Origin of the sequence: Curtobacterium sp. P97, from assembly GCF_023712445.1 — a bacterium.
GTDB lineage: Bacteria > Actinomycetota > Actinomycetes > Actinomycetales > Microbacteriaceae > Curtobacterium.
In genome coordinates this window covers 150848-175683 of the sequence record NZ_JAMAYF010000008.1, presented here as the reverse complement: position 1 = coordinate 175683, position 24836 = coordinate 150848, and the positions used below count along the sequence as shown (strand labels likewise).

The 24836-nt window shown below is 72.8% G+C and carries 23 protein-coding genes; 15 read left to right on the top strand and 8 right to left on the bottom strand.

The annotated features are described in order from the left end of the window. Positions 1-17: 17 nt before the first annotated feature. From M3677_RS10680 to M3677_RS10650, 7 genes are all read left to right on the top strand, one after another. A complete protein-coding gene (locus M3677_RS10680) occupies positions 18-1076 on the top strand; it encodes a polyprenyl synthetase family protein (protein WP_066651867.1) in 1059 nt (352 codons plus the stop codon). Then, positions 1073-1990 (top strand): phytoene/squalene synthase family protein, encoded by a 918-nt coding sequence (locus tag M3677_RS10675; protein WP_066651869.1) that lies wholly within the window; start codon positions 1073-1075, stop codon positions 1988-1990. The genes M3677_RS10680 and M3677_RS10675 overlap by 4 nt, the downstream gene beginning before the upstream one ends. Continuing rightward, positions 1987-3651 (top strand): phytoene desaturase family protein, encoded by a 1665-nt coding sequence (crtI, locus tag M3677_RS10670; protein ID WP_209684184.1) that lies wholly within the window; start codon positions 1987-1989, stop codon positions 3649-3651. Before M3677_RS10675 ends, crtI begins: the two co-directional genes overlap by 4 nt. Further along, the gene (locus M3677_RS10665; protein WP_209684182.1) at positions 3651-4013 is read left to right on the top strand and encodes a lycopene cyclase domain-containing protein; all 363 of its coding nucleotides are present in this window, start codon (positions 3651-3653) and stop codon (positions 4011-4013) included. The genes crtI and M3677_RS10665 overlap by 1 nt, the downstream gene beginning before the upstream one ends. Further along, complete coding sequence (locus M3677_RS10660) at positions 4010-4495, top strand: lycopene cyclase domain-containing protein (RefSeq protein ID WP_209684180.1); 486 nt, start codon at positions 4010-4012, stop codon at positions 4493-4495. Before M3677_RS10665 ends, M3677_RS10660 begins: the two co-directional genes overlap by 4 nt. Beyond that, on the top strand, positions 4492-5418 hold the full coding sequence (locus tag M3677_RS10655; RefSeq protein ID WP_209684178.1) for a prenyltransferase: 927 nt from the start codon (positions 4492-4494) through the stop codon (positions 5416-5418). Before M3677_RS10660 ends, M3677_RS10655 begins: the two co-directional genes overlap by 4 nt. 114 nt (positions 5419-5532) lie before the next feature. Next, on the top strand, positions 5533-6576 hold the full coding sequence (locus tag M3677_RS10650; protein WP_251154163.1) for a Gfo/Idh/MocA family protein: 1044 nt from the start codon (positions 5533-5535) through the stop codon (positions 6574-6576). Between the two features lie 289 nt (positions 6577-6865). Here the strand turns inward: M3677_RS10650 and M3677_RS10645 are convergent, their stop codons facing one another. Beyond that, positions 6866-7606, bottom strand: coding sequence for an MBL fold metallo-hydrolase (locus M3677_RS10645; protein ID WP_209684175.1), 741 nt, complete (start codon positions 7604-7606; stop codon positions 6866-6868). Between the two features lie 63 nt (positions 7607-7669). Here M3677_RS10645 and M3677_RS10640 point away from each other — a divergent pair, with 63 nt between their 5' ends. From M3677_RS10640 to M3677_RS10630, 3 genes are all read left to right on the top strand, one after another. Continuing rightward, the gene (locus M3677_RS10640; RefSeq protein ID WP_209684174.1) at positions 7670-8191 is read left to right on the top strand and encodes a hypothetical protein; all 522 of its coding nucleotides are present in this window, start codon (positions 7670-7672) and stop codon (positions 8189-8191) included. A 3-nt stretch (positions 8192-8194) separates the two neighbouring features. Further along, a complete protein-coding gene (locus M3677_RS10635; protein WP_209684173.1) occupies positions 8195-9256 on the top strand; it encodes a YihY/virulence factor BrkB family protein in 1062 nt (353 codons plus the stop codon). A 93-nt stretch (positions 9257-9349) separates the two neighbouring features. Next, on the top strand, positions 9350-10048 hold the full coding sequence (locus M3677_RS10630) for an SDR family oxidoreductase (RefSeq protein ID WP_209684171.1): 699 nt from the start codon (positions 9350-9352) through the stop codon (positions 10046-10048). Between the two features lie 26 nt (positions 10049-10074). Here the strand turns inward: M3677_RS10630 and M3677_RS10625 are convergent, their stop codons facing one another. Then, positions 10075-11649, bottom strand: a complete 1575-nt coding sequence (locus M3677_RS10625; protein WP_251160515.1) for an ABC-F family ATP-binding cassette domain-containing protein — start codon at positions 11647-11649, stop codon at positions 10075-10077. A gap of 311 nt (positions 11650-11960) precedes the next feature. Between M3677_RS10625 and M3677_RS10620 the strand changes: the two genes are divergently transcribed. Continuing rightward, entirely contained in the window at positions 11961-12386 is a 426-nt protein-coding gene (locus tag M3677_RS10620; RefSeq protein WP_209676372.1) for a DUF3151 domain-containing protein, read from the top strand. Between the two features lie 228 nt (positions 12387-12614). Here M3677_RS10620 and M3677_RS10615 read toward each other — a convergent pair whose 3' ends face one another. The 4 genes from M3677_RS10615 to M3677_RS10600 form a co-directional block, all read right to left on the bottom strand. Then, positions 12615-15569: a glycoside hydrolase family 2 TIM barrel-domain containing protein gene (locus M3677_RS10615; protein ID WP_251160526.1), complete on the bottom strand. Its 2955-nt coding sequence runs from the start codon at positions 15567-15569 to the stop codon at positions 12615-12617. 104 nt (positions 15570-15673) lie between these two features. After that, positions 15674-16609 carry a carbohydrate ABC transporter permease gene (locus tag M3677_RS10610; RefSeq protein ID WP_081984575.1) on the bottom strand — a complete coding sequence of 312 codons (936 nt, stop codon included), beginning with the start codon at positions 16607-16609 and terminating at the stop codon, positions 15674-15676. Further along, positions 16606-17709 (bottom strand): carbohydrate ABC transporter permease, encoded by a 1104-nt coding sequence (locus M3677_RS10605; RefSeq protein ID WP_251160514.1) that lies wholly within the window; start codon positions 17707-17709, stop codon positions 16606-16608. The genes M3677_RS10610 and M3677_RS10605 overlap by 4 nt, the downstream gene beginning before the upstream one ends. Further along, entirely contained in the window at positions 17706-19070 is a 1365-nt protein-coding gene (locus M3677_RS10600) for an ABC transporter substrate-binding protein (protein ID WP_251160513.1), read from the bottom strand. Before M3677_RS10600 ends, M3677_RS10605 begins: the two co-directional genes overlap by 4 nt. Before the next feature lie 378 nt (positions 19071-19448). Here M3677_RS10600 and M3677_RS10595 point away from each other — a divergent pair, with 378 nt between their 5' ends. Both M3677_RS10595 and M3677_RS10590 read left to right on the top strand, forming a co-directional pair. After that, complete coding sequence (locus M3677_RS10595) at positions 19449-19724, top strand: hypothetical protein (RefSeq protein ID WP_066651909.1); 276 nt, start codon at positions 19449-19451, stop codon at positions 19722-19724. Beyond that, entirely contained in the window at positions 19724-20890 is a 1167-nt protein-coding gene (locus M3677_RS10590; RefSeq protein WP_251160512.1) for a Vms1/Ankzf1 family peptidyl-tRNA hydrolase, read from the top strand. The genes M3677_RS10595 and M3677_RS10590 overlap by 1 nt, the downstream gene beginning before the upstream one ends. Positions 20891-21016: 126 nt before the next feature. Here M3677_RS10590 and M3677_RS10585 read toward each other — a convergent pair whose 3' ends face one another. Further along, positions 21017-22180 (bottom strand): MFS transporter, encoded by a 1164-nt coding sequence (locus M3677_RS10585; RefSeq protein WP_251154409.1) that lies wholly within the window; start codon positions 22178-22180, stop codon positions 21017-21019. A 134-nt stretch (positions 22181-22314) separates the two neighbouring features. On the opposite strand from M3677_RS10585, the gene M3677_RS10580 reads away from it, so the two are divergent. Further along, positions 22315-23055, top strand: coding sequence for a GntR family transcriptional regulator (locus M3677_RS10580; RefSeq protein ID WP_251154156.1), 741 nt, complete (start codon positions 22315-22317; stop codon positions 23053-23055). A gap of 160 nt (positions 23056-23215) precedes the next feature. On the opposite strand, the gene M3677_RS10575 is transcribed toward M3677_RS10580, so the two are convergent. After that, complete coding sequence (locus M3677_RS10575; protein ID WP_251160511.1) at positions 23216-23371, bottom strand: hypothetical protein; 156 nt, start codon at positions 23369-23371, stop codon at positions 23216-23218. Positions 23372-23576: 205 nt separating this feature from the next. On the opposite strand from M3677_RS10575, the gene M3677_RS10570 reads away from it, so the two are divergent. Beyond that, positions 23577-24680: a LacI family DNA-binding transcriptional regulator gene (locus tag M3677_RS10570; protein ID WP_209684160.1), complete on the top strand. Its 1104-nt coding sequence runs from the start codon at positions 23577-23579 to the stop codon at positions 24678-24680. The last annotated feature ends 156 nt before the right edge of the window (positions 24681-24836 follow it).

The window sequence follows — 24836 nt, the reverse complement described above, 5'->3', positions numbered from 1 at the left end:
CCCGATAGGTTAGGCCAATGAGCGAGGAAGCGGCCACCGTGGCGCAGATCGACCTCGCACTGGTCGACGACTGCATCGAACGCTTCTTCGCGGTGTCGTCGGCCCGTGCGCGTCGGTTCGGCAGACCGTCCGAGGAACTCTGGCGGGTGCTCCGTCGAGCGAGCATGGGCGGCAAGCGCTTCCGCCCCCGCATGGTCCTCACCGCGTACGCCGGGCTCGGCGGCACGGATGCCCACGCCGCCGCGAACGTCGCCGCCGCGTACGAGCTGCTGCACACCGCGCTCGTCGTGCACGACGACGTCATCGACCGCGACTGGTCGCGCCGCGGGGAGCCGAACGTCGCCGGGTCCTTCCGCGACACCGGCACCACCGGTGGTCTCGCGCTGCCCACCGCCGAGCACCGGGGGGTGAGCGCCGCCGTCATCGCGGGGGACCTCGCCCTCGTCGCCGCCGCACGCTTCGTCGAGGCGTCCGGTGTCGTCGACGACCGTCGTGCCCGGCTGCTCGAGATCCTCGACGACGCGGTCTTCGCGAGTGCGGCGGGCGAGATGACCGACGTCGACCTCGCGCTGGGCGTCATGCCCTCCGTCGACGAGGTCCTGGCCATGGAGCGGGCGAAGACGAGCGTCTACTCGTTCGAGGCGCCGCTGCAGTCCGGTGCCGTGCTCGCCGGCGCGGACGAGTCCGTCGTGGCCGCCCTCGGTGCCTTCGGTCGCGAGATCGGCATCGCCTACCAGATCGTCGACGACCTGCTCGGGGTCTACGGCGACGAGACCGTGACCGGCAAGTCCGTGCTCGGCGACCTGCGCGAGGGCAAGCGCACCATGCTCATCGCCTACGCCGCGACCACCGACTGCTGGGACGACATCGCGCCCTACCTCGGCGACCCCGACCTCGGCGAGGAACGCGCGGCCGAGCTCCGTGCGACCCTGGAGACCTGCGGCGCGAAGGCGGCGGCCGAGTCCCGGATCGCCGAGCACGCCGCCCTCGCCCGAGCCGAGCTCGCGGCCCTGCCCTACGAGCTCGCCGAACGACTGGAGCACCTGGTGTCCGAACTGCTGGAGCGCGTGCGGTGACCCAGACCGCACCACCGCGTCTGCCCCTGTACGACGCGACGGCCGAGGCTGCCTCCGGGGTCGTCATCGAGCGCTACTCGACCTCGTTCGGCCTGGCGAGCCGGCTCCTCACCCGGGACACCCGCGAGCACATCCGCAACGTGTACGCCCTGGTCCGCGTGGCCGACGAGGTCGTCGACGGTCCCGCGACCGAGGCCGGACTCGACCACGACCTGGCGCGCACCGTGCTCGACGAGCTCGAGGCCGACACCGAGCGTGCGATGGCACTGGGCTTCTCGGTGAACCCGGTCGTGCACGCCTTCGCCCGCACCGCCCGCACGACTGGCTTCGGGCCGGAGCTCACGAAGCCGTTCTTCGCGTCGATGCGCATGGACCTCGAGCGGACCGAGCACGACCAGGAGTCGTTCGACCGGTACGTGTACGGCTCCGCCGAGGTCGTCGGGCTGATGTGCCTCCGCGCGTTCGTGTACCGGGCCGGTCGGCCGACCTTCGACGACGCCGTGCTCGTCGACGGTGCCCGCGCGCTCGGGGCGGCCTTCCAGAAGGTGAACTTCCTGCGCGACCTGCACGCCGACTTCGAGGTGCTCGGCCGCTCGTACTTCCCGGGGGTCGACGTCCGCACGTTCGACGAGGCCACCAAGGACCGCCTGGTCGCCGACGTGCAGGCCGACCTCGACCGTGCCGCGCTGACGGTGCCGCTGCTCCCCGTCGACGCGCGCAAGGCCGTCGGTCTCGCGCACGCGCTGTTCCAGGAGCTCAACGACCGGATCGCCGCGTGCCCGGCGCACCGCCTGGTGACGACGCGCGTGCGCGTGCCGAACCCGGTGAAGGCGCAGCTCGCCGCGCGCGTGCTCGCCGGACGCGCCCCGCTGTCGTCCCGCGCAGCCCACCACCGGTCTGGAGGCCGTGCATGACCCCGTCCCGTGCCTCCCGTCCGTCCACCCCCGCGTCGCGGCGCGCGGTGCCGGCCCGACGTGCGGTGATCGTCGGCGGCGGCATCAGCGGACTCGCGTCCGCCGCGCTGCTCGCCCGCGACGGCTACGCCGTCACCGTGCTCGAGCAGCGCGACCAGCTCGGCGGCCGCGCCGGGTCGTGGGAGCGGGACGGCTTCCGGTTCGACACCGGGCCGTCCTGGTACCTCATGCCCGAGGTGTTCGACCACTTCTTCCGGCTGCTCGGCACCACCGCCGACGCCGAGATGGACCTCGTGCAGCTCGACCCGGGCTACCGCGTCTACAGCGAGGGCGACGACGAACCGATCGACCTGCGCGCGGACCGCGAGGCGAACATCGCGCTCTTCGAGTCGATCGAGCCCGGTGCCGGTGCGCGGCTGCGGAAGTACCTCGACTCCGCCGAGGACACCTACGCGATGGCCGTCCGTCGCTTCCTCTACACGACCTTCCAGGACCTGACGAAGCTCGCCGCCCCGGACGTCCTCCGTCGTCTGCCGAAGCTCGCCCGGCTCCTGCTGCAGCCGCTGTCGTCGTTCGCCGCGAAGGCCGTGCGGGACCGCCGGCTCTGGCAGGTCCTCGGGTACCCGGCGGTGTTCCTCGGCACCAGCCCGTACGCCGCGCCGAGCATGTACCACCTCATGAGCCACCTCGACCTGGCCGACGGGGTGCTCTACCCGAAGGGCGGCATCACCGAGGTCATCGCCGCGGTCGAGCGCGTCGCCCGTCGCGAGGGTGCCGAGATCACCACGGGTGCGACCGTCGAGCGGATCGTCGTCGAGGACGGGCACGTGACGGGCGTCGTGCACCGCGATGCCTCCGGTGCGGAGCACACCGTGCCCGCCGACCTCGTGGTGAGCGCCGCCGACCTGCACCACACCGAGCTGCACCTGCTCGACGCGGAGCACCGGACGTACCCGGAGCCGCACTGGCGGAAGCGCGACCCGGGGCCGAGCGCCGTCCTCGTCTACCTCGGCGTCGACGGTCCCGTGCCCGGGCTGCTGCACCACACGCTGGTCTTCACCGCCGACTGGGAGGCCAACTTCGGCGCGATCTTCGGCAAGGACCGACACGTGCCGGACCCGGCGTCGATCTACGTCTGCGCGCCCTCGCTCACCGACGACACCGTCGCGCCCGAGGGCTCGAGCAACCTGTTCGTCCTGGTGCCGCTGCCCGCCGACCTGTCCATCGGGAAGGGCGGCATCGACGGTGCCGGCGACGCCGAGGTCGAGCGCATCGCCGACCGCGCGATCGACGTCATCGCGGAGCGCTCCGGCGTGCCCGACCTGCGCGACCGCATCCGCGTGCGCCGCACGATCGGCCCGCAGGACTTCGCCGACGACTACAACGCGTGGAGCGGCTCGATGCTCGGGCCGGCGCACACGCTGGCGCAGAGCGCGTTCTTCCGCGAGGCGAACGTCTCCCGCAAGGTGGACGGCCTCTACTACGCGGGCGCCTCGACCACCCCGGGCATCGGCCTGCCGATGTGCCTGATCAGCGCCGAGGTGCTGCTCAAGCGCATCCACGGCGACACGTCGACCGAACCGCTGCCGACGCCACTGCCGGCACCGTCGTCGGGGCCCGCCGGGTCGTCGACGGCCGGGTCCGCCCGGACCGCGGGCTGATGCCGGGGGCGTACCTCGCCGGACTCGTGGTGTCGATCGCCGGCATCGCGGTGCTCGACGCCCGGTACCGGCTGTTCTTCTGGCGCAGCCCCCTGCGTGCCGCGGCGGTGATGGTGATCGGGCTCGTGTTCTTCCTCGTGTGGGACGTCGCGGGCGTGCACCTCGGCATCTTCTTCATCGGGCAGGGCGACCTGCTGACCGGGGTGCTGCTCGCGCCCGAGGTCCCGCTCGAGGAGGTCTTCTTCCTCGTGCTGCTCTGCTGGACGACGATGGACCTGTTCGGTGCCCTGCGTCCGGTCGTGGCCCGGCGGCTCGACCGTGCCGGGTCCCGGGTCGGGCCCGACGAGGAGCGACGCTCGTGACCGGCACGGCGACGTACGCCCTGCTCGCGGTGCCGTTCCTGGCCTTCGCGGCCCTCGTCGCCGTGGCGGCCGGAGTCGTGTCGGCCCGTCGCCGCGGAGCCGGTCGCGGACAGGCCGGTCGTGGGCGGGCCGGTCGTGGCCGGGCGGGGCGCCGGTGGGTCGGTGTGGGCGGTGTCGTCAGCGCCGTGGCGGCCGGCGTCGTCCTGCTCCTGATGACCGGCGTCTTCAACAACGTGATCGTGGGGCTCGGCATCGTCGCGTACGACGACGCGCTGGTCTCCGGCGCCCGGGTCGGGCTGTTCCCGGTCGAGGACCTGGCCTACTCGCTCGGTGCCGCCCTGCTGCTGCCGAGCTGCTGGGTCCTGCTCGAGCGGCCGCGGGCCCGGTCGTCCGCGCACCCCACCGTCCGCGGGGCGGGACGCGGGACCGGTACGGTCGGAACGCCGACCCAGCCACCCCGTCGACCGGAGGAGACCCCGTGACCGTGAGCAGTGCCTCCAGACCGTCGACCGCGCGCGCCCTGTTCGTGTCGTCGCGACCGATCAGCTGGGTGAACACCGCCTACCCCTTCGGTGCCGCGTACCTGCTCGGCAGCGGGGTCGGCGTCGACGGTGGCGGCGGCTTCTCGCTCGTCGCGTTCCTCGTCGGGGTCCTGTACTTCCTCGTGCCGTACAACCTGGCCATGTACGGCATCAACGACGTCTTCGACTACGAGTCCGACCTGCGGAACCCCCGGAAGGGCGGGGTCGAGGGCGCGCTGCTGGACAAGAGCGTCCACCGCACCACGCTGTGGGCGGTCGTCGTCACGAACGTCCCGTTCCTCGTCGCACTCGTGGTGCTCGGCGCGCTGAGCGGCAACGGGCCGTGGTCGTGGCTCGTGCTCGCGATCAGCGTCTTCGCGGTGATCGCGTACTCGGCACCGGGGCTGCGCTTCAAGGAGAAGCCGTTCCTCGACTCGCTGACGTCGTCGACGCACTTCGTCTCACCGGCGGTCTACGGGCTGGCGCTCGCCGGCCCGCACTGGACCGGGGCACTCGTCGCCGTCTGCGTCGCGTTCTTCCTGTGGGGCGTGGCCTCGCACGCGTTCGGCGCCGTGCAGGACGTGCTGGCCGACCGGGCCGGCGGCATCGGCTCCGTCGCGACGGTGATCGGCGCCCGGGCGACGGTCCGGCTGGCGTTCGTGGCGTACCTCGTGGCCGGCGTCGCGCTGCTGTTCTCGGACTTCCCGGGGCCGATCGCGGCGATCGTCGTCGTGCCGTACGCGCTCAACGTCCTGCCGTGGTGGAACATCACCGACGCCGGGGCCGAGGCGGCGAACGCGGGATGGAAGCGGTTCCTCTGGATCAACTACCTGGCGGGGTTCATCGTCACGATGGCCCTCATCGGCTACGCCTGGACGCACTGACGCAGGCTGCTGCGCGGGCGGTGGGTGCGGCTGCACGACACTCGTCGTCGGCCTGACAGACTGGACGCACGCGCCGCGGGAGTCGTGGCGCGCCGGTCACGAAGGAGTGCACGCATGACGGTCCGCATCATCCACGTCGGTCTCGGAGGGTGGGGCGGCAACTGGGCCCGCACCGCCATCCCGCAGGTCACCGAAGTGGAGGTGGTCGGGCTCGTCGACCCGGTCCCCGCGACGCTGGACGCCGTGCGCGAGGACCTCGACCTGCCGGCATCCGCCGCCTTCGCCTCGCTCACCGAGGCGCTCGCCGGGGTCGAGGCCGACGCCGTCGTCATCACCGCACCGGCCGTCACGCACGTGCCGCTCGCACTCGAGGCCCTCGAGGCCGGCAAGCACGTCCTGGTCGAGAAGCCGTTCGCGAACTCCACCGACGAGGCGCTCACGGCGGTCCGTCGGGCCGAGGAGCTCGGGCTCGTGCTGCAGGTCAGCCAGAACTACCGCTGGTACCCGGCACCCCGGGCGGTCAAGGAGCTGCTCGCGGCGAAGGAGCTCGGCGAGCTGTCCGCGATCAGCATCGACTTCCGGCAGTGGGACAACGACCAGCCCGTCGAGACCTACCCGCACTACCGGTTCCCGCACCCGATGATCAACGACATGGCGATCCACCACTTCGACCTGCTCCGGATGATCACCGGGCTCGAGGCCGTCCGCGTGTACGCCCGCGCGTCGTACCCGAGCCACAGCAAGTACCAGGACGAGGCCGTCACGTCGATGATCATCGAGCTCGAGGACGGTCTCGTCGTGAGCTACCGCGGCAGCTGGCTCTCGCGTGCTCCGCGGACCGCGTGGGCGGGGGAGTGGAGCATCCAGGGCGAGGACGGCGAGATCTGGTTCACGAGCCGCGACGGATCGCCGAGCGAGATCGCCGGGGACCGCGTGACGCTGCGGGCCGACCAGGACGCCGAGGCCGAGGCCGTCGACCTCCCGACGCTCGAGCACACCGACCGGCAGGGCGGGCTGCAGGCCTTCGCCCGGTCCGTCGAGGGCGGCCCGGCTCCCGAGACGAGCGGCCGGGACAACCTGCGGAGCCTGGCGCTGATGGAGGCCGCTGGTCGCTCGGCAGCCTCCGGCCGCCCCGAGGACGTGGTCCTGCCCGAGTAGGGCGTCGCGGGCTCGGGTGGTTCCGGGCGTACCTGGTCGATCCGGGCGTACCTGGTCGATCCGTTCGACCAGGTACGCCCGTTCTCACCAGCCATCGCAACCGTTCTGGGAAGGAACGGGTGCGCGGGGACGCACGTCACGACGGACGGGAGGCGCGGGGCAGGGCCGCCGCGCGCCTCCCGTCCGTCGTCCACCCGGCACCACTGCCGCGGGACTCGCGCTGCGCGACGGTCCTCGCGCGCGTGCACGCGAGGGCCGTCGCCAGGCCCGGGTCTCGGGCCCGGCAGCGCTACGCGGCGCCGGCTGCCCTCCGGGCCTGCGCGACCGCGGCGCGCACGCCCCGCGAGAACGCGGGGCCGTGCCCGGGCAGCACGTGCCGGGCCTCGGTGTCCTCGAGGCGACCGAGCGACGCGACGGCCTCGTCGACGTTCGCCGTCGCGGCCGGCGCGACCACCCGCGGCCCGATCCCACCGGTGTAGGGGTCGAAGGTGACCAGGGCGTCGCCCACGATCAGCGCGTCGCGGTCGGCGAAGTGCAGCGCGACGTGCCCGTCCGTGTGCCCGGGCGTCTCGATGATCCACGGGTTGCCGGGGACGTCAGCGCGGGACACCAGCGGCTGCGTCTCCGCGATCCCGTCCACCGTCGCCGCACCGGCGAGCAGCATCCGACCGAGCGGTGCGAGTCCGCCGGGGTGCACCGCGACGAAGCCGAAGCGGTTCGTCTGCGGCCGGTACGAGTACGGGTGAGCCGCCAGGTCGCGGTCGCCCGGGTGCACGAAGACGGGCGTGCCCCACTCGCGGTGCATCCTAGCGGCGGTGCCGACGTGGTCGAAGTGCCCGTGCGTGAGGAGCAGCGCCTCGACCCGAGCGGGCGTGTACCCGAGGTCGTGGACGGCGAGCAGCAGGTGCGGCCACGCGGCGGGCAGCCCCGCGTCGACGACGAGCAGGCGGTCGCCCGTCTCGACGAGGTACGTGTTGGTGTGTGCGATCTCGAGGCGGTGGATCCCCTCGGCGACGTCCCGGAAGAGCATGGGCTGCACCGTAGACCGCGGTCGCTCGGTGCCATGCCGGGGACCGCCTGGTAGGCACGAAGCATGGCCAAGGACAGCATCCCCGAGCTGGAGCTCGCGAACGTGCGGACCCGCGAACGCCTGACGGACAGCGTCAGCGAGATCCGGCGGCGCTCCGACGTGCCCGCGCGCACCCGGCTGGCGCTCGCGAAGGCCCGGCAGCGCTGGCACCGCGACCCGACGCCGCTCATCGCGATGGGCGTCACCGCGGCGACCGGCATCGCGGCGATCGTCCTCGGCACCCGCATCGGGCGGACCGACGCCGGGCACCTCGACCGTCCGGCGGCGTCGACCGCGTTCACCGCGCTCCTGCCCTTCGGCGCGCGCGGTGAGCTCGACGCCGACCAGGCGCGCGGCGGACGGAAGGGGCGGAAGGCCCGGCGCAAGGCGGCCGAGGAGTCGCTCGAACGCGACCCGGTGCACAAGAACCGCGTGAAGCAGCGGGCCGGCATCGCCGCGGTCCAGCGCCGCGCGACGAAGAACCGGAAGCAGGCCGCCGCGCGGTCGAAGGCGGCGGCGAAGGCCCTCGCGAAGGCGAAGGGCTAGACCATGGCGCACAAGGACAAGACCCTCCAGCAGGAGATGCAGCACAAGCCAGCGCCGGACGACCCCCGGAAGCCGGACAGCCCGACGGACCTCACGAAGCCGTCGTTCACGTACACGCTGAAGAAGACGCTCCGCGAGTTCACCAGCGACCAGTGCACCGACCTGGCCGCGAGCCTGACCTACTACACGGTGCTCGCGCTCTTCCCCGGCCTGCTGGCGATCGTCTCGATCCTCGGCCTGGTGTCCAACCCGAAGGACACGATCGACACCCTGCTCGACGTCGTCACGAACGTCGGTGGTGGGCAGGTCGCCGACCTCCTGCGCGACCCGGTCGAGGGGCTCGTCCGCTCCCCGGCGGCGCCGATCACGTTCATCGTCGGTGTGCTCGGTGCGCTGTGGTCGGCCTCCGGCTACGTCGGCGCCTTCGGCCGTGCGATGAACCGCATCTACAACGTCCGTGAAGGCCGGCCGATCTGGAAGCTCCGACCGACCATGCTCGGCGTCACGGTGTTCACCGTCGTGCTGCTCGTGCTGGGGCTCCTCGTGCTCGTCTCCGGACCGCTGGCCCGGGCGTTCGGCGACGTCATCGGCCTCGGCGACGCCGCAGCGCTCGTGGTCTCGATCGTGCAGTGGCCGATCCTGCTCGCGATCATGATCGTCGTCGTCGCGGTGCTGTACTACTGGGCCCCGAACATCCGCCAGTCCAAGTTCAAGTGGGTGAGCGGCGGCGCGCTGGTCGGCATCACGATCTGGATCATCGCGAGCGTCGGCTTCGGCTTCTACGTCGGCAACTTCTCGAACTACAACGCGACGTACGGCTCCCTCGGTGGCGTCATCGTCTTCCTGCTCTGGATCTGGATCACGAACAACGCGCTGCTCTTCGGTGCGGAGTTCGACGCCGAGCTCGAGCGCGGCCGCCAGCTGCAGGCCGGCATCCGGGCTGAGGAGGACATCCAGCTCCCCGAGCGCGACACCCGCCAGATCGAGAAGCAGGACGAGCAGCACGCCAAGGACGTGCTCGAGGGCATCAGGATCCGCGAGAGCGCCGGGCGCTCGAAGGACTGACCGGCTCCTGCACAGCGGCGGCGGCCGGCCCCGCCCTCCACAGCCGGGAGGCGCGGTGCCGGTCCGCCACGCCCGCTCCGTAGGGTGGGACGCATGACCGACACCGCTCCCGCCACCGCCCGCCCGACCGCGCTCGTCACCGGGGCCACCCGCGGCATCGGCCGCGCGATCGCACTGGACCTCGGGCGGACCCACCACGTCCTGGTGGGCGGCCGCTCCGCCGACGCGGTCGCCGCGCTCGTGGCCGAGCTGCCGAGCGCGTCACCGTTCGTCGGCGACCTCGGCGCGGGCGACGTGCCGGACCTGCCGGCGTCGCTCGACGTCCTGGTGCACAGCGCCGGGGTCGAGCAGGGCACCCGCATCGCGGACACCTCGCGCGAGGTCTGGGAGACCGTCTTCGCGACGAACGTCTTCGCGGTCGCCGAGCTCACCCGGGTCGCACTCCCGGCGCTCCGCGCAGCACGTGGGATCGTCGTGCCGATCAACAGCGGCTCGGGGTTCACCGCAGGTCCCGGCGGCGGTGTGTACGCGGCGTCGAAGTTCGCACTCCGGGCCTTCGCGGACGCGCTGCGCGAGGAGGAGCGGGCGAACGGCGTGCGGGTCTCGAGCGTGCACCCGGGCCGCACCGACTCCGACATGCAGCGTGCCCTGACCGAGAAGCTCGGCGAGGACTACGACACCGCCTACTACCTGGCACCCGAGGACGTCGCGGCGGCCGTCCGGACCGTCGTCGACCTGCCGGAGCGCGGCACGATCGAGTCGGTCGCGATCCGGCCGACCCGGAAGCGGTAGCCGCCACCCGGGCCGGCGCGGAAGGGCTACCGCAACGCGATCCGACCCGTCAGGTCGAGCCGCTCGAGGAAGGTCTCGTCGTGACTGGTCACGACGAGGGCGCCGCGGTACGCCCGGAGCGCCGCCACGAGCTGGTCGACACTCGTCAGGTCGAGGTCGTTCGTCGGCTCGTCGAGCACCAGCAGCTGCGGCGGCGGGTCCGCGAGCACCAGCGCGGCCAGGGCCACCCGGAAGCGCTCTCCGCCCGACAGCGAGCGGACGGGCCGGTCCACCGTGTCGCCGCGGACGAGCAGACGCGCGAGTCGGTTCCGCAGATCCCCGTCGGGCATGTGCGGGGCGTCCCGCCGGACGTTCTCGAGCACCGTGGCGTCGTCGTCGAGTCCGTCCCGACGCTGCGCGAGGTACCCGATCCGGTCGACGTGCGGCACCGCCGCGGTGTCCGGGACCGGGTGGTCCCGTGCGGTGGCGCTCCCGACGAGCTGGTCGAGCAACGTCGTCTTGCCGACGCCGTTGTCGCCCGTCACGGCGAGGCGTTCCGGTCCCTGCACGACGGTGTCCCGCCCGCGCACGGTGATCGTCGCGATGCGCCGTGACGCCGGCACGTCCGGGTCGGGCAGCGCCACGTGCAGGGGCTCGTCGTCGCGCAGGCGCAGTTCGGCCTCCCGGACCGCCGACAGGGCCTGCGCCTCCGCCGAACCGTGCGCCGTCCGGAGCCGACCAGCGGTCTCCTGCGCCTTCTTCCGCTGCTCGTTCGCCAGGATCTTCGGCATCGAGCGACCCGCCTTCTCGCCCGCCCGAGCCCGGCGCGCGATCGTCGTCTCGGCCTCGATGCGCTGCCGCTTCTCCGCGCGGTGCCGTTGCTCGGCGACGCGGACCTCGCGGGCGACGGCCGCCTGCTGCACGGCGAGGTGTTCCTCGTACGCGCTGAACGTCCCGCCGAACACCGTCGCCGAGCCGCTGCGGAGCTCCACGGTCTCGTCGACGTGCTCCAGCAGCTCCCGGTCGTGCCCGACGACGACGAGGGTGCCGCGCCAGCCGTCGACCAGGTCGAGCAGGGCCGCGCGGGCCCGACGGTCGAGGTTGTTCGTCGGCTCGTCGAGCAGCGCGATCGGTCGTCCCCGCAAACGGATGCCGGCCACAGCCGCCAGGACCGCCTGCCCACCCGAGAGGGTCGTGACGGGTCGGTCGAGGTCGTCGCCGTCGAGCCCGGGGACGTCCGCGAGCGCTGCGGCGGCACGCTCCTCGACGTCCCAGTCGTCGCCGACCGCGTCGAGGTGTGCAGCCGAGGCGTCGCCGTCCAGGACGGCTCGGAGCGCCGTCAGCGTCGTGCGGATCCCGAGCAGGTCCGCCACGGTGTCCCCGGGGCGGGCGTGCAGCCGCTGGGGCAGGTGGTCCACCGCACCGGTCGTGCTGACCGAGCCGGACGTGGGCTGGAGCCGGCCCGTGACGAGCCGGACCAGCGTGGACTTGCCGGCGCCGTTCCTCCCGACCAGGCCGGTGCGTCCGCGGCCGAAGGCGGCGGTGAGGCGGTCGAGCGCGACGGTGCCGTCGGGCCAGGTGAAGGTGAGGTCGTGCAGGACGACGGACGGTGTTGCGGGCATGGGGGTGCCTCCCGGATCGTGAGCTGGGCGCACGACACCGGACCCGCGGCGACCGGAGGGGTCGGCACACGGGAGCGCCCGAGGGGGCGCGACGACCAGGGCGCCCGACGGGGCGCGACGATCACGGTGTCAGCGCGAGGACTGCGCGGTACCGGTGATCGACTGCAAGGCTGCTCGTTCCGTCGGGGACCCCCGTGTCCGCCACCCGTGCTGCCGGTCGGTCTCCCGCCCCGGCGGCCCCGCGTGACGACGAGGTGTCACCCACCGTAGGGCGGACGCCGCTCCTCGGCAAGAGGTGACAGGCTGGGGGCATGCCGGAGAACCTGCTGCCGAACCCGACCGCGAACCCCGCGACCCTGCTGCCGGAGGAGCCCGAGGTGACCGCCGCGCTCGCTGCCGACGCCCCGGTGTCGAGCGTCGTCGTGTCGCACCCGTCCTCGAGCCTGGCGTGGGCGCTCCTCGCCGACGAGGCCTGGGCGCGCGGCGCGACCCTCGAGTCCTACGCCTACGCCCGCGTCGGGTACCACCGCGGTCTCGACGCCCTGCGGAAGGCGGGGTGGCGCGGTGCCGGGCCGGTGCCGTGGTCGCACGAGCCGAACCGTGGCGTGCTCCGCGCGCTGTTCGCCCTGCGCCGCGCGGCGTCCGCGATCGAGGAGCCGGGCGAGCCCGAGCGCCTGACGGAGTTCCTCGACGCGTCGGACCCGGAGGCGCTCCGCGCCCTCACCGCGGGGGAGTAGCGGGCGGGCGTGGCGGCGCCGCTGCGCGGCTGCCGCCCGCTGCGGATGCAGTCCGACCGTGCGGCGCCGCGCACCGCGGTGTCGGCGCGACGCCGCCGCACAACCGCAAGCACCTCGCGCCAAGGGAACCCGTGGCGCGAGGTGCTTCCGGTTGTGCGCGAGCAAGCCGCGCCACGGCGTGCCGGCGTGCCGGCGTGCCGGCGCGCAGGCGCCGCCGCCGCGCCGCCCCTACCCGAGCACCACGCTCCACGAGAACGCCTGCGGCCACAGCTGGTGCTCCGGGAGCACGTCGAGCCCGCAGGCCCGCGACCCCAGCCCGTGCTGCGCCGCGTCGAGGTACAGGTACGCGTGCTCCGGCGTCGGCAGCTCGTACGGGTGCATCGCACGCCCGAGCTCCTGCGCGGTCCACGGCGAGAGCGTGAAGCCCGCCCGGTGCGCCCCGACGGTCGACACCGTGAACGGCCCGACCGACAGCGTCCGCAGCCCCGGCCGGTGTCCGGTCTCCTGCGGCATCGAGTAGTCCACGGTCAGCGCCCGCGCCGGCGCACTGAACCGGCCGACCCGAGCAGCACGCGACGAGTCCGCGTACGACTCCGCCGGTCCGGTCCCGAACCACGAAGCGTCCTCGTCGAGCAGCGACGCCGGCAGGTCGAACCGCACGCCGATCCGCGGCCAGGTGACGTCCCACGCCCCGAACGGCACCGCGTCGGTCTGCAGCAGCAGTCCGTCGTCGGTCAGGGTCCAGCGGTGCGTGACGTCGACGCCCCACCCGCTGTTCGCCGCCGCCACACGGACGCGCTGCTCGAGGCCGTGGTCGGTCCGCGACACCGACACGAGCCGGTGCGTCAACCGGTCGAGCCCGCGTTCGCGCCACCGGACCGCCGACGCCGGAGCGGTGGGGTCGCCGACGCCCTTCGTCAGCACCGGGTCGGCCGTCTCGTACCCGCCCTGCGAGGCCAGGCTGTCGTTGTCCGTCGGTGCGCGCCACAGCTCGAGCCGCGGCCCGGCGACCTCGTGCCCCTTCCAGGACACCAGGTCACCGCGGGCGGTGAAGGTCCCCTCGCCGAGACGGTCGCCGTCCCAGCCCTGTCGGGAGGCCCGGGGCACGTCCGCCGCGCGGCTCGCCACGAGCCGCTGCGTGCGTGCGACGACGTGGCCGGTGTCCGCCCACGCGGTCGGCCCCGCCAGCTCCGCCGTCACGTCGAGCCACAGCTCGTCGCCGGGGGCCAGGGACGCGGCGTCCGCGGCTGCCGCGAGCACCTCGTCGGGCACCGGGACCGTGGCCGACTGCCGGGCCGCGACGACGCCGGGGGTGAAGCGGCCGCTGGCCTCCTCGACCCCGTTCCGCGACAGGGTCCACCGGAAGCGCAGTCCCGCGGTCGATGCGGAGTGGTACCGGTTCTCGACGAGCACGGTGGTGTCCGACAGCGAGAACCGGATCGGGGCCACGACGGCCGCGAACTCCGCCAGCCCCGGCGTCGGGGAGTCGTCGGGCAGCACGAGGCCGTCCATCACGAAGTTGCCGTCGTGCACGACCTCGCCGAAGTCGCCGCCGTAGGCGTAGTAGTCCTGGCCGTCGGCGGTGCGGGCGAGGAGCCCGTGGTCCCGCCACTCCCACACGAAGCCGCCGTGCAGTCGCGGGTACCTGTCGACCAGGTCCTCGTACTCCTGGATCTGGCCGGGTCCGTTGCCCATCGCGTGGACGTACTCGCAGTGCAGGAACGGCTTCGTCCGCTGCCGCGCGGCCTCGGCCGGACCGCACCCGAGCAGCGGGGTCTTCGGGCCGCCGCCGATCGACTCGGTCTCCTGCAGCGTCGGGTACATCCGCGAGTACACGTCGGTGTAGGCGCCGGTGTAGTCGCCCTCGTAGTGCACCGGGCGCTCGTCGTCGCGGTCGTGCACCCACTGCGACATCGCGGCGAGGTTCCGGCCGGTGCCGGACTCGTTGCCGAGCGACCACATGACGATCGACGCGTGGTTCTTGTCGCGCTCGACCGTCCGGGCGATGCGGTCCAGGTACGCCTCGCGCCAGGCCGGGTCGTCCGAGGGGTTCCCGACCCAGTCGGTGAAGAGGAAGCCGTGGGTCTCGAGGTCGCACTCCAGGACCACCCAGAACCCGAGCTCGTCCGCCAGGTCGAGCACACGGGGGTGCGGCGGGTAGTGCGAGGTGCGGATCGCGTTGACGTTGTTCCGCTTCATGAGCGCCATGTCCGCGCGGGCGTGCTCCTCGTCGAAGACGCGGCCGCGCACGGGGTGGGTCTCGTGCCGGTTCACCCCGTGGAACACCACGCGCTCGCCGTTCACCAGGAACCGGTCGCCGACGATCGACACGGCGCGGAAGCCGAGGCGCAGCGAGACGGTCTCGCCGCCCGCGCGGCCGCCGGCGTCCGTGCCGGTGGAGACGGTCGCGTCGTACAGCTTCGGGACCTCGGCGCTCCACGGCTCGACGCCCTCGAGGGTGATCGGCGCGACCTCGTCGGCCGAGGCCCACGTCACGTCGACACCGAGGTCGGGCACCCGGAAGCGCACCGGGAACGCGGCGTCGAGGGTCGGGAACGTGATCGTCCCCGTGCCGGTCTCCGGCCGTCCGGAGGCAGCCGTACCGGCCGTGGCGGCGTTGCCGAGCGTGGCGGTCCAGCCGGCGCGCACGAACACGTCGTCGATCGGCGCGGTCGGTCGGGCGAGCAGGGTGACGCTGCGGAAGATGCCGGGCAGCCACCACTGGTCCTGGTCCTCGAGGTACGAGGCGGCCGACCACTGGTGCACCCGGACGAGCAGCTCGTTCGATCCCGGCACGAGCAGCGAGGTCACGTCGAACTCGGTCGCGAGTCGGGATCCGGTCGACCAGCCCACGAGGGACCCGTTGAGCCACACCCGGAAGTGCGACTCGACACCGTCGAAGCGCAGCAGCACCCGGGCCGCGGCGTCGAAGGACGCGGGTACCTCGAACGTGCGGCGGTGGTCGCCGGTCGGGTTCTCCTCCGGCGGGTGCGGCGGGTCGATCGGGAACGGGTACTGCAGGTTCGTGTAGCTCGGCGCGCCGTGCCCGTGCAGGACCCAGTGCGACGGCACGGGGAGGCTGCCCCACCCGTCCTCCACCCCCGGGAGCGGGACGTCCGCGACCGGCGACCACCGGAAGTCCCAGTCCCCGTCGAGCGACAGGGACGGGGCGTCGGTGTGCAACCAGGCCCGCGGCGCGAGCCGGGTGTCCGAGCCCGGTGCCGTCGAGGCGAGCGCGTCGAGCGCATCGGGCGTGGTGCTGGTGGAGGACGAGTGAGCAGCGATGGTCAACCCTTGACCGATCCTTCCGTGAGGCCCCCGCGCCAGAAGCGCTGCAGGACGATGATCGCGATCACCAGCGGGATCACCGAGACGAGCACGCCGCCGGTGGTGAGCTGGTAGAACTCTGGCAGACGATCGACCTGTGCCCGCCAGTTGTTGAGTCCCAGTGTGATCGGGTAGAGCTTCTGGTCTGCCAGCATGATGAGCGGCAGGAAGAAGTTGTTCCAGATGCCGACGACCTGGAACAGGAACACGGTCACGAGCGCCGGGGTCATCTGGCGCAGCACGATCGTGTGGAAGATCCGCAGCTCTCCGGCACCGTCGATGCGTGCCTGCTCGAGCAGCGCGGTGTCGACCGAGGCGGCGGCGTACACCCGGCAGAGGAACAGCCCGAACGGGGAGACGAGGCTCGGGATGAGCACGCTCCAGTACGTGTCGGTCAGGCCCATCGTCGAGAAGAGCAGGAACAGGGGCAGCGCCGTCGCGGTCCCCGGCACGAGCACACCGCCGAGGATCGTGCCGAACACCAGCTGCCGCCCGCGGAACTCGTACTTCGCGAGCGCGTACCCGCCGGCCGCGGCGAAGTAGGTCGCCAGGACCGCGCCGACGCCGGAGTACAGGACGCTGTTCGCGATCCAGCGGACGAAGATGCCGCCGTCGTACGAGAACACCTGCTGGATGTTGCTGAACAGCGCGAACTCGCCGCCGAACCAGAACCCGTTCGTCGCGAACAGGGCGCCGGTGGTCTTCGTCGCCGCGATGACGACCCAGTACAGCGGCACGAGGAAGTAGACCGCGACGATGACCAGGATGGCCGTCACCACGATCTGCGAGCGGGGGGAGCGGTCGAGCTTGCGGCGCTGGTGCGCCGTGATCGACGTGGTGTCGACGGGCTCGGCCGCCTGCTTGGTGACTGGCGCCTCGATGGCTTCGCTGGTCATGCTTCCGCCCCCTTGCTGTCGGCCTGGAGGCGCGGCGCGGCTCCGGTGGTGGTGCTGCGGTCCGCGACGCCGGTGGCGGGTCGCGACCCGGTGGCGGACGTGCCGCGCGTCTGGAGCGCACGCCGCGCCTCCAGGCCGTCGCGCTTGGCCCGCTTCTTCTGGTCGCGCTCGTTCTTCGGCGCGCGGTTCGTCAGCGCGAGGAACGCGAACGACAGGATGAACGCGGCCAGCGCGATGATCACGGCCTGCGCGCTCGCGACGCCGTACTCGTTGAACGCGAAGGCGTTCGTGTACGCGGCGTAGTTCGGCGTGTACTCGGTGTCGATGGCGGGCGCGACCGTCGACAGGATCTGCGGCTCGGCGAAGAGCTGCAGCGTGCCGATGATCGAGAAGACCGTCGTGAGCACCAGGGCCGGGGCGATGAGCGGGATCTGGATCCGCCACGCGACCTGGAAGGGGCCGGCGCCGTCCATCTTCGCGGCCTCGTAGACCTCGCCGGGGATCGACTTGAGCTGCGCCACGATGATGAGCATGTTGTAGCCCGTGTAGGTCCACGTGACGATGTTCGCGATCGACCACAGCACGCTGTTCGCGCCGAGGAAGTCCGGCTGCAGCCCCACCGACTGCAGCAGCGACACGATCGGCGACAGGCCGGGCACGTAGAGGAACGACCAGAGGATCGTCGCGATGACGCCGGGGACGCCGTACGGCATGAAGTAGACCGCGCGGAAGAAGGCGGGCCAGCGGGCGCTCGCCGACTCGAGCAGCAGCGCGAGGATCGTGCAGAGGACGATCATCACCGGCACCTGCACGATGCCGAACAGGAGCATGCGCCAGATCGAGCCGACGAACCCGGCGTCGTTCAGCGCGGTGACGTAGTTGTCGAAGCCGGCGAAGCGGCCGGTGACGCCGTCCTCGCCGAACAGGCCCTCGCGGTCGACGGTGGTGAAGCTCTGGAAGAGTGCGCTGATGATCGGGATGATGAACGTCAGCACGAACAGGGCGAGGAACGGGGCGAGCAGGATCCACGGGGCGCGCTTCTGGGCGCTCGTGGCCTTGGTGCTCGTGCGGAAGCCGGATCCCGGCTGGGTGGCGGTCATCGTGCGGTCCTGACGCTGAGGCCCTTGTCCTTGAAGGACTGGACGATCTCCCGCTGGGCGAGCTCGACCGCGTCCGTGAGCTTCAGCCCACCGGTGAGCTTGCGGCGGAACTGGTTCTGCAGGCTGGTGAAGGCCGACTGGGTCACGGGCGACCACGACCACTCCAGGTTCTGCTCCTGGGCCGAGGGGACGAAGACCTCCTCGTTGTAGTTCTGCCCGGAGAACCACTCGGACGGCTGCTGGCGCGCCTTGCCGATGTAGTCCTTCGCCGGGGACCACCCGATGCCGCAGTACTTGATCATCGCGTCGACGCCCTCCTTCGAGGTCGTCATCCACGTGATGAACTCGAGCGCTTCCGCCGGGTGCTTCGCGTTCGCCAGCACGGCGGCCGTCGAGCCGCCGATCGAGCTCGAGCCGTAGCCGGTGTCGCCCCACGTCTGCATGGGGGCGACCTTCCACTTGCCCTCGCCGCCCTGCACGGACTGGATGAGGGCGTCGCCCCAGCTCGCGCTCGTGACCGCGGCGATCTTGCCGCTCGCGGCGGCGGCGTACCAGCCCGGGGAGTACGCCCCGGCACTCGTGTCGACCAACTTGTCGTCGATGACCCCGTCGAAGAACTCGGCGACCATCATCGTCTTGTCGTCGGTCATGTCGACGACCCAGGCGTCACCGTCGGTCCGGAACCAGCGCGCGCCCGCCTGCTGCGCGTACGCGGCGAAGGGCGAGGCGTCGGCGACCGGGAACACCTCGAGGTAGTTGCCGTTGCCCGTGCCGCGCACCTTGTCGGCCAGGTCGCGCCACTCGTCCCACGTCGTCGGGGGCTGACCGCCGGCCTGCTCGAGGATCGCGGTCTGGTAGTAGAAGCCCATCGGGCCGGTGTCCTGCGGGATGCCGTAGACGCCGTCGACGAACTCGACCTGCGACCACGCGGCCTCGTCGTACTTCGACTGCACGTCCTTCGCGCCGTACCGGGCGAGGTCGACCAGGCCGTTCGCGAGCATGAACTCCGGGATCTGCCGGAACTCGACCTGCCCGATGTCCGGACCGCCGCCGGCCGCGAGCGCGGAGTACATCTTCTGGTACCCGCCCGCGTTGCCCCCGGGGATCCAGTTCGCGGTGACCTGGATGCGCGGGTTCTTCGCGTTCCAGACGTCGCAGACCTTCTGGAGGTCCTTGAGCCACGCCCAGTAGGTGATCTGGACGGTCTCGCCACCGGCTGCCGCGGGGACCAGCGCAGCCTTGTTGACGTTCGTCGATCCCGGGACGGCGCACCCGGCGAGCAACCCCGCCGCAGCTGTTCCGAGTCCGAGTCCGAGCAGGTTCCGTCGTGACAGGACGGTTCTCGATGGGATGGGTGTCATCACGGCTCCGGTTCGTCGTTGAGCGGGGTCGGAGCCAGCAAAGCACAAAACCGAGCGAGGCTGTGCATTCCCGAAGTATCCACAGAACGTCGTGACCGAACCGTGGCCCGGTGCCTCCGGCGACGCGACGCGGTGCGGCACGCGCGACGGCGCGAGACTCGGTTCCGCGGACACGTTCGCGGTCGCGGCGACGCGAATCCGTCCGCTCACGCGAGCCTCGGGGCGGGTAGTCGCCGCCCCGCACCGCGCTGGCTGCGTGTTCGCTCCGACCTCCGAACGTGGTCAGCGCCGAGCGCGCACCGTGGTCAGAACGCACAACACCGAAGCCGCAGGCGGCCCGACAGCGACGTCGGCGGCACCGACGCAAAGGGGCAGGCGATGACCGATCGCGGCAACAGCACGCACGGACCCGAGCTCGACGACCAGCTCGCGCACGAGGCGCAGAGCATCGTCCAGGGGCACGGCAGCAACGCACACGTCGAGGAGTTCCGGCAGTCCGAACCGGTGCCCGACGACACCGACGACGCCGAGACGGTGACGGCCTCCGGGTACGACGGCGAGCTCGAGGGGTCGTTGCAGGACGACGGATCGGGCGTCGGCGGGGGATCGGACGCCGTCTTCACGACCGATACCGACGAGGAGGGCGAGCGCTGATGGCCCAGACCACCCGCGAGACCAGCGCCCTGCAGCCCGAGATCGTCCAGGCGCTCCAGACGCCGGGCACCTGGACGTGGGCCTACGTCGACGCGTCGGGCAACCGCGAGGACCCGCGCCGCATCGCCGCGCTCCAGCGTCGGACCGTCTCCGATGCGCTCGCGGGGCAGGGCTGCTCCGAGCGTGCCGCACAGATCATCGAGGAGGAGCTCGTCGAACAGCCCGGCGTGCCCGCACCCGTCGCCCGGTACGTGCTCGTCCGCGACGACGAGCTCGTGCTCAGCGAGGTGCTGCCCGGGCACCTGCACGGCCAGGAGTCGATCGGCACCGGCGCCGTCCCCGACCTGCTGCCCCTGCTCGCCCACCGGCCCTTCGACCTGCCGTTCCTCGTCGTCACCGTCGGACGTGAGGGCGGCGGCTTCCGCAGCTACCGACTCGGGCACGCCCCCACCGGCGCCACCGAGGACGAGCAGCGCGTGCAGGGCCGGACCGACACGCTGCACAAGGCGAAGTCCGGTGCCGGGTGGAAGCAGCCGCACTGGCACCAGCACGCCGAGGAGATCTGGAAGCAGACCGCCGGCGAGGTCGCGGCCGCGATCGAGGAGACCGTCCGGGCGACCGCGCCCCGGCTGATCGTGCTCGCCGGGGACATCCGTGCCCGCGAACTCCTGCGTGGTGAGCTCTCGACGTCGACCCGGGCGCTGGTCACCGAGGTCGCGGTCGACCCGCGCGCCGACGACGCCTCCGAGAAGGCGCTCGTGCAGCACGTCGACCTCGCCCTCGCCCGCGTCCTGGCGTCGCGGCGGCACGACGTGCAGGACCTGCTCCGCACGCACGAGGGTCGCGGGGACAACGAGAGCGTCAGCGGGATCGGTGCCGTCGTGTCCGCGCTGCAGCAGGCCCAGGCAGCCGTCGTCACGCTCGACGCCGGTGCGCTCGGGGACCGGACGCTGTACGCGCTCGATGCCGCACCCTGGGTCGCCACCGCTCCCGAGCAGGCCGCGGGGGCGTCGGTGCTGGGGCAGGTCCCGGCGGTGTGCGCACTCGTCCGGGCGGTCGTCCTGACCGACGCCGAACTCGTCCTGGTGAACGCGGCGTCGCTGCCGAGCGGTGCCCCCGCGTCCGCGCTCCTGCGCTGGCCGGTCGGTCCCGCCGTCCCTGCCTGACCCCGTCCGCCGCGGAGGCCCCTCGCACGGACGCCCCTTCCGCGGGACGCAACGTCGGCGGTTGCTCGCAGCGGTACACCCCTGCGAGCCGCCGCCGACGTTGCGTGTTGCGGGCGGTGCTGGGCGTCAGTCGTGGGAGACGTCGTCGCGCGGGACGACCGGCAGCGCGAGCAGGGGGAGCGCAGCCACGATCGCGAACGACGCCGCGAAGCCGAGCACCCCGACGAGTGCACCGACACCGGGGCCGACGGCGCTCGCCGCCAGGAACTGCCCCGTGTTCTGCGCACCGAGCGCCCGGCCCGACCACGAGGGCCCCGCCGCCTCGGCCACCGACGTGTAGGCGAGCCCGTTGTCCGCCACGGTGACGCTCGTGGCGATGACGAGGAACACCGCCGCGGGCGCCCAGTGCGACACGTCGACGAGCGCGAGTGCGCCCATCACGGCCGCTGCGGCCACCGCGACGACGCGCAACGGCCCGACCCGGGAAGCGACGCGGTCGCTCCAGGCGCCGACCAGGATGCGCCCGACGGCCCCCACGAACTGCGAGGCGCCGACCAGCAGCCCGGCCGCAGGCGTCGACCAGCCGAGGCCCACCAGCCAGACCAGCCCGTACGTCGAGAGCGTGAACTGCGGCACGACGAGCAGCACCGACACGAGGTGCACCCGCCACAGGAACCCGGACGCCCGGTACGGGTTCGCTGGGCCCCCGTCGATCGTCGCGGTCGCCGCCGCTGCCCGGGCCTGCCGAGGCCGTGGGGGATCGACGATGCTCACGGCGCAGAGCACGGTGAGCACCGCGCACAGCACGAACGGCAGCACGAGTGCGGTCCGGACACCGTGCGTCTCGGTCAGCAGCGGCACCGTCACGGCAGCGAGCGTCACGCCGAGCGGCTGCGACATCTGCCGGATGCCCATCGCGAGACCGCGGCGCTCCCTCGGGAACCACCCGACCACGACCCGTCCGCTCGCCGCGTTCGTCGACGCGCTCGTCATGCCCGCGGCCAGGAACGCGACCCCGAGCAGCAGTGGGTCGCCCGCCGTGACCCACGCCGCGACGACGGTCAGGGTGGTCAGCGCGAGTCCGCCGGCGATCACCACCCGTTCGCCGACGCGGTCGGTCACCGCGCCCCAGGCGATGAGGGTGAGGACGAGGCCGATCGTCGGGGCGGCCGCGAACAGTCCCGCCGACGCGAAGGGCATCCCCTGCGCCAGCAGGTGCGGGATGAGCAGCGCCGGGGCGGAGACGACGAGGGTCCCGGCAGCCTGTGCTGCGACGCCGAGCGCGAGCATGGTCCACGCCCTGGCGGGGACGACGGGCGGAGCGGCGGTGGTGGTCTGCGCGGGCACGTCGTCTCGATCGGGGAGCGGTTGGTGTACCAGGACGGTATACCAACACGCGTCGATCTGCACTACGCTGGTCCGCCGTGACCGAGACGACCGAGACCGCCGCGCCCGTCTCGCAGACGAGCCAGCTCTACGACAACCTGCGCGCGGCGATCCTGACCCTCGACATCGCCCCCGGAGAGCGGATCTCGGAGCGCGGACTCGAGGGACGCTTCCACGCCTCGCGGACCCCCGTGCGCGCTGCGCTGTCACGGCTCGAGCGCGAGGGGCTCATCCTCCACGAGGGGCGGTCGTGGACGGTCACCCCGATCGACCTCGACGAGATCGCGTCGCTCGCCGAGCTCCGCGGCGTGCTCGAACCCGCCGCGGCGCGGCTCGCCGTCGAGCGTGCCTCCGCCGAGCAGCTCGACGAGGTCCGAGCGCACCTCGACCAGCTCCGGAGCACCCCCGACCGCGAGGCGGGGATCCGCATGGGTTCGACGTTCCACCTCGACCTCGCGGCACTCGGCGGGAACCGCTTCGTCACCGACGCGATCGCCGACGCCCTCACCCGGCTCGAGCGGACACGGTGGATCGAGGTCCGCACCGCCGAGGCGCGCGAGGCCGCGTGGGACGAGCACAGCGCGATCCTCGAGGCCGTCCGTGCCGGCGAGGCCGACCGCGCGGCCGAGCTGCTGGCGGCGCACGTCGCGGGGACCAACGATCGCCTGCTCGCGTTCATCGCGCAGGAGCGACGGCGCCTGCGCGGTGCCGGCATGGCGATCGTCGGCAGCCCGGAGCTGCTCGGCGACGGCGACCCGGCAACCACCCAGGCGCACTGACCACCCGGGCGCACCGGTCAGGAGCGACCGGTCGCACTCGCCACCCGGGCGCACCGGCCAACAGGCACCGGGGCGCACCGGCCAGGCGGCACCGGGGCGCACCGGCCGGGAGGCACCGGCCGGACCGACGAGGCGGACCCGACCCGTGCCTCCCGGCTGGTCAGGCCCTGGTCGTGGGTTCCTCGGACCCGTCGATCTCCTGGGCGGACAGCGTCGCGCCGTGCTCGGTGTGGTCGAGGAGCGCGTCGCGCACCTCGGCCTCGTCGGTGCTGAGTCGGATGGCGTGCTTGCTGCCGGACCGCGTCTGCTGGGACATCGAGAGTTCCTCCTGTGTGCGTGGGCACCGTCGTGGTGCGCTTCCTCACGGGACGTTCTGAGGTCGCAACAGTCTGCGCCCGCCCCTCCGCGGAGCGCAAGGGTGTCGGCCGGCCTGTGGAGGAGTCGGAGCCGGGCCCGTGCCTAGGATGGTGCGGCCGCGCACCGGTGCTGCGGCCGGGTGGACGTCGGACGGGAGGCACGGCATGAGCGCGCAGCGCACCGCACCTCCCACGGTCTACGACGTCGCGTCCCAGGCCGGCGTGTCCATCGCCACCGTCTCCCGCGTGCTCCGCACGCCGGACGCCGTCCGTGAGGGCACCCGCGACCGCGTGCAGGCGGCGATCCGGAGCCTCGGCTACGTGCCGTCCGGCAACGCACGCGCCCTGGCCGGCAAGCGGACCGGCGTGGTCGGCCTGCTGCTGCCGGGGTTCGACGTCGTCCCGGACGAGCGACCCGACCTCGTCACGGACGGTGGCGTCCGGGTGGTCGACGACCGACGCCACGTCACGCAACCGTTCTCGTCGAACCTGTACTTCGACGAGGTCCTGCGCGGTGCCGAGACCGAGGCGTGGCAGCGGGGGCTCGCCCTGATGGTGGCGGCCGGGCGGGGGTCCTCGCGGGACGTCATCGTGAACGACGTCGCGGGTCGGGTCGACGGCCTCGCGGTACTCGCGCAGACGGTGCCCGACGACCTGCTCGAGCACGTCGCCCGGCGCATCCCGGTCGTGGTGCTCGCGGACGACCGGCGCTCGCACGGCTTCGACTCGGTGAGCGTCGACAACGCCGCGGGCATGCGCACGCTCGCCTCGCACGTGATCGGTCGGCTCGGGATCCGCTCGCTGGCGTACCTGGCGGGGCCGATCGACTCTCCGGACGACATCGAGCGTTCGGCGGGCTTCCGCCAGGCGCTCGCCGACAACGACCTGGCGGCGTCCGACGTGCGGGTGGTGCACGGCGACTTCGGGCGCGCACGGGCTCGTGAGCTCGCGTCGGCCCTGTTCGACGGAGTCGACGTCCCCCGCGGGGTGATCTGCTCGAACGACCAGTCCGCGCTCGGCGTGCTCGACGCCGCCGGGGCGCGGGGGCTGCGCGTCCCCGAGGACGTCGTGGTGACCGGCTTCGACGGCATCGACGCCGGGCGCTTCTCGACGCCGCCCCTGACGACGGTGCACCAGCCGATGGGGGAGCTCGGTCGTGCGGCCGTCCGGGCGATCGTCGACCGGTTCGAGCGGCGCGACGGGCCCCCGCGCGCTGTGCGGCTGCCGGTCGAGGTGCTGCTGCGCGAGAGCTGCCCGCCCTCGATGTAGGCGTCGCCGGGTCGGGATCTGGCCCTGGCTCAGGTCGCACGACATGCCGCCGACTGCCGCTCCGGTCGCACGACTTGCCGTCTGTACGGCGAACGGGCGGCATGTCGTGCGACCGGAACGCTCGTGGACGGCCCTCGGTCGTGGCGACCACCAGAA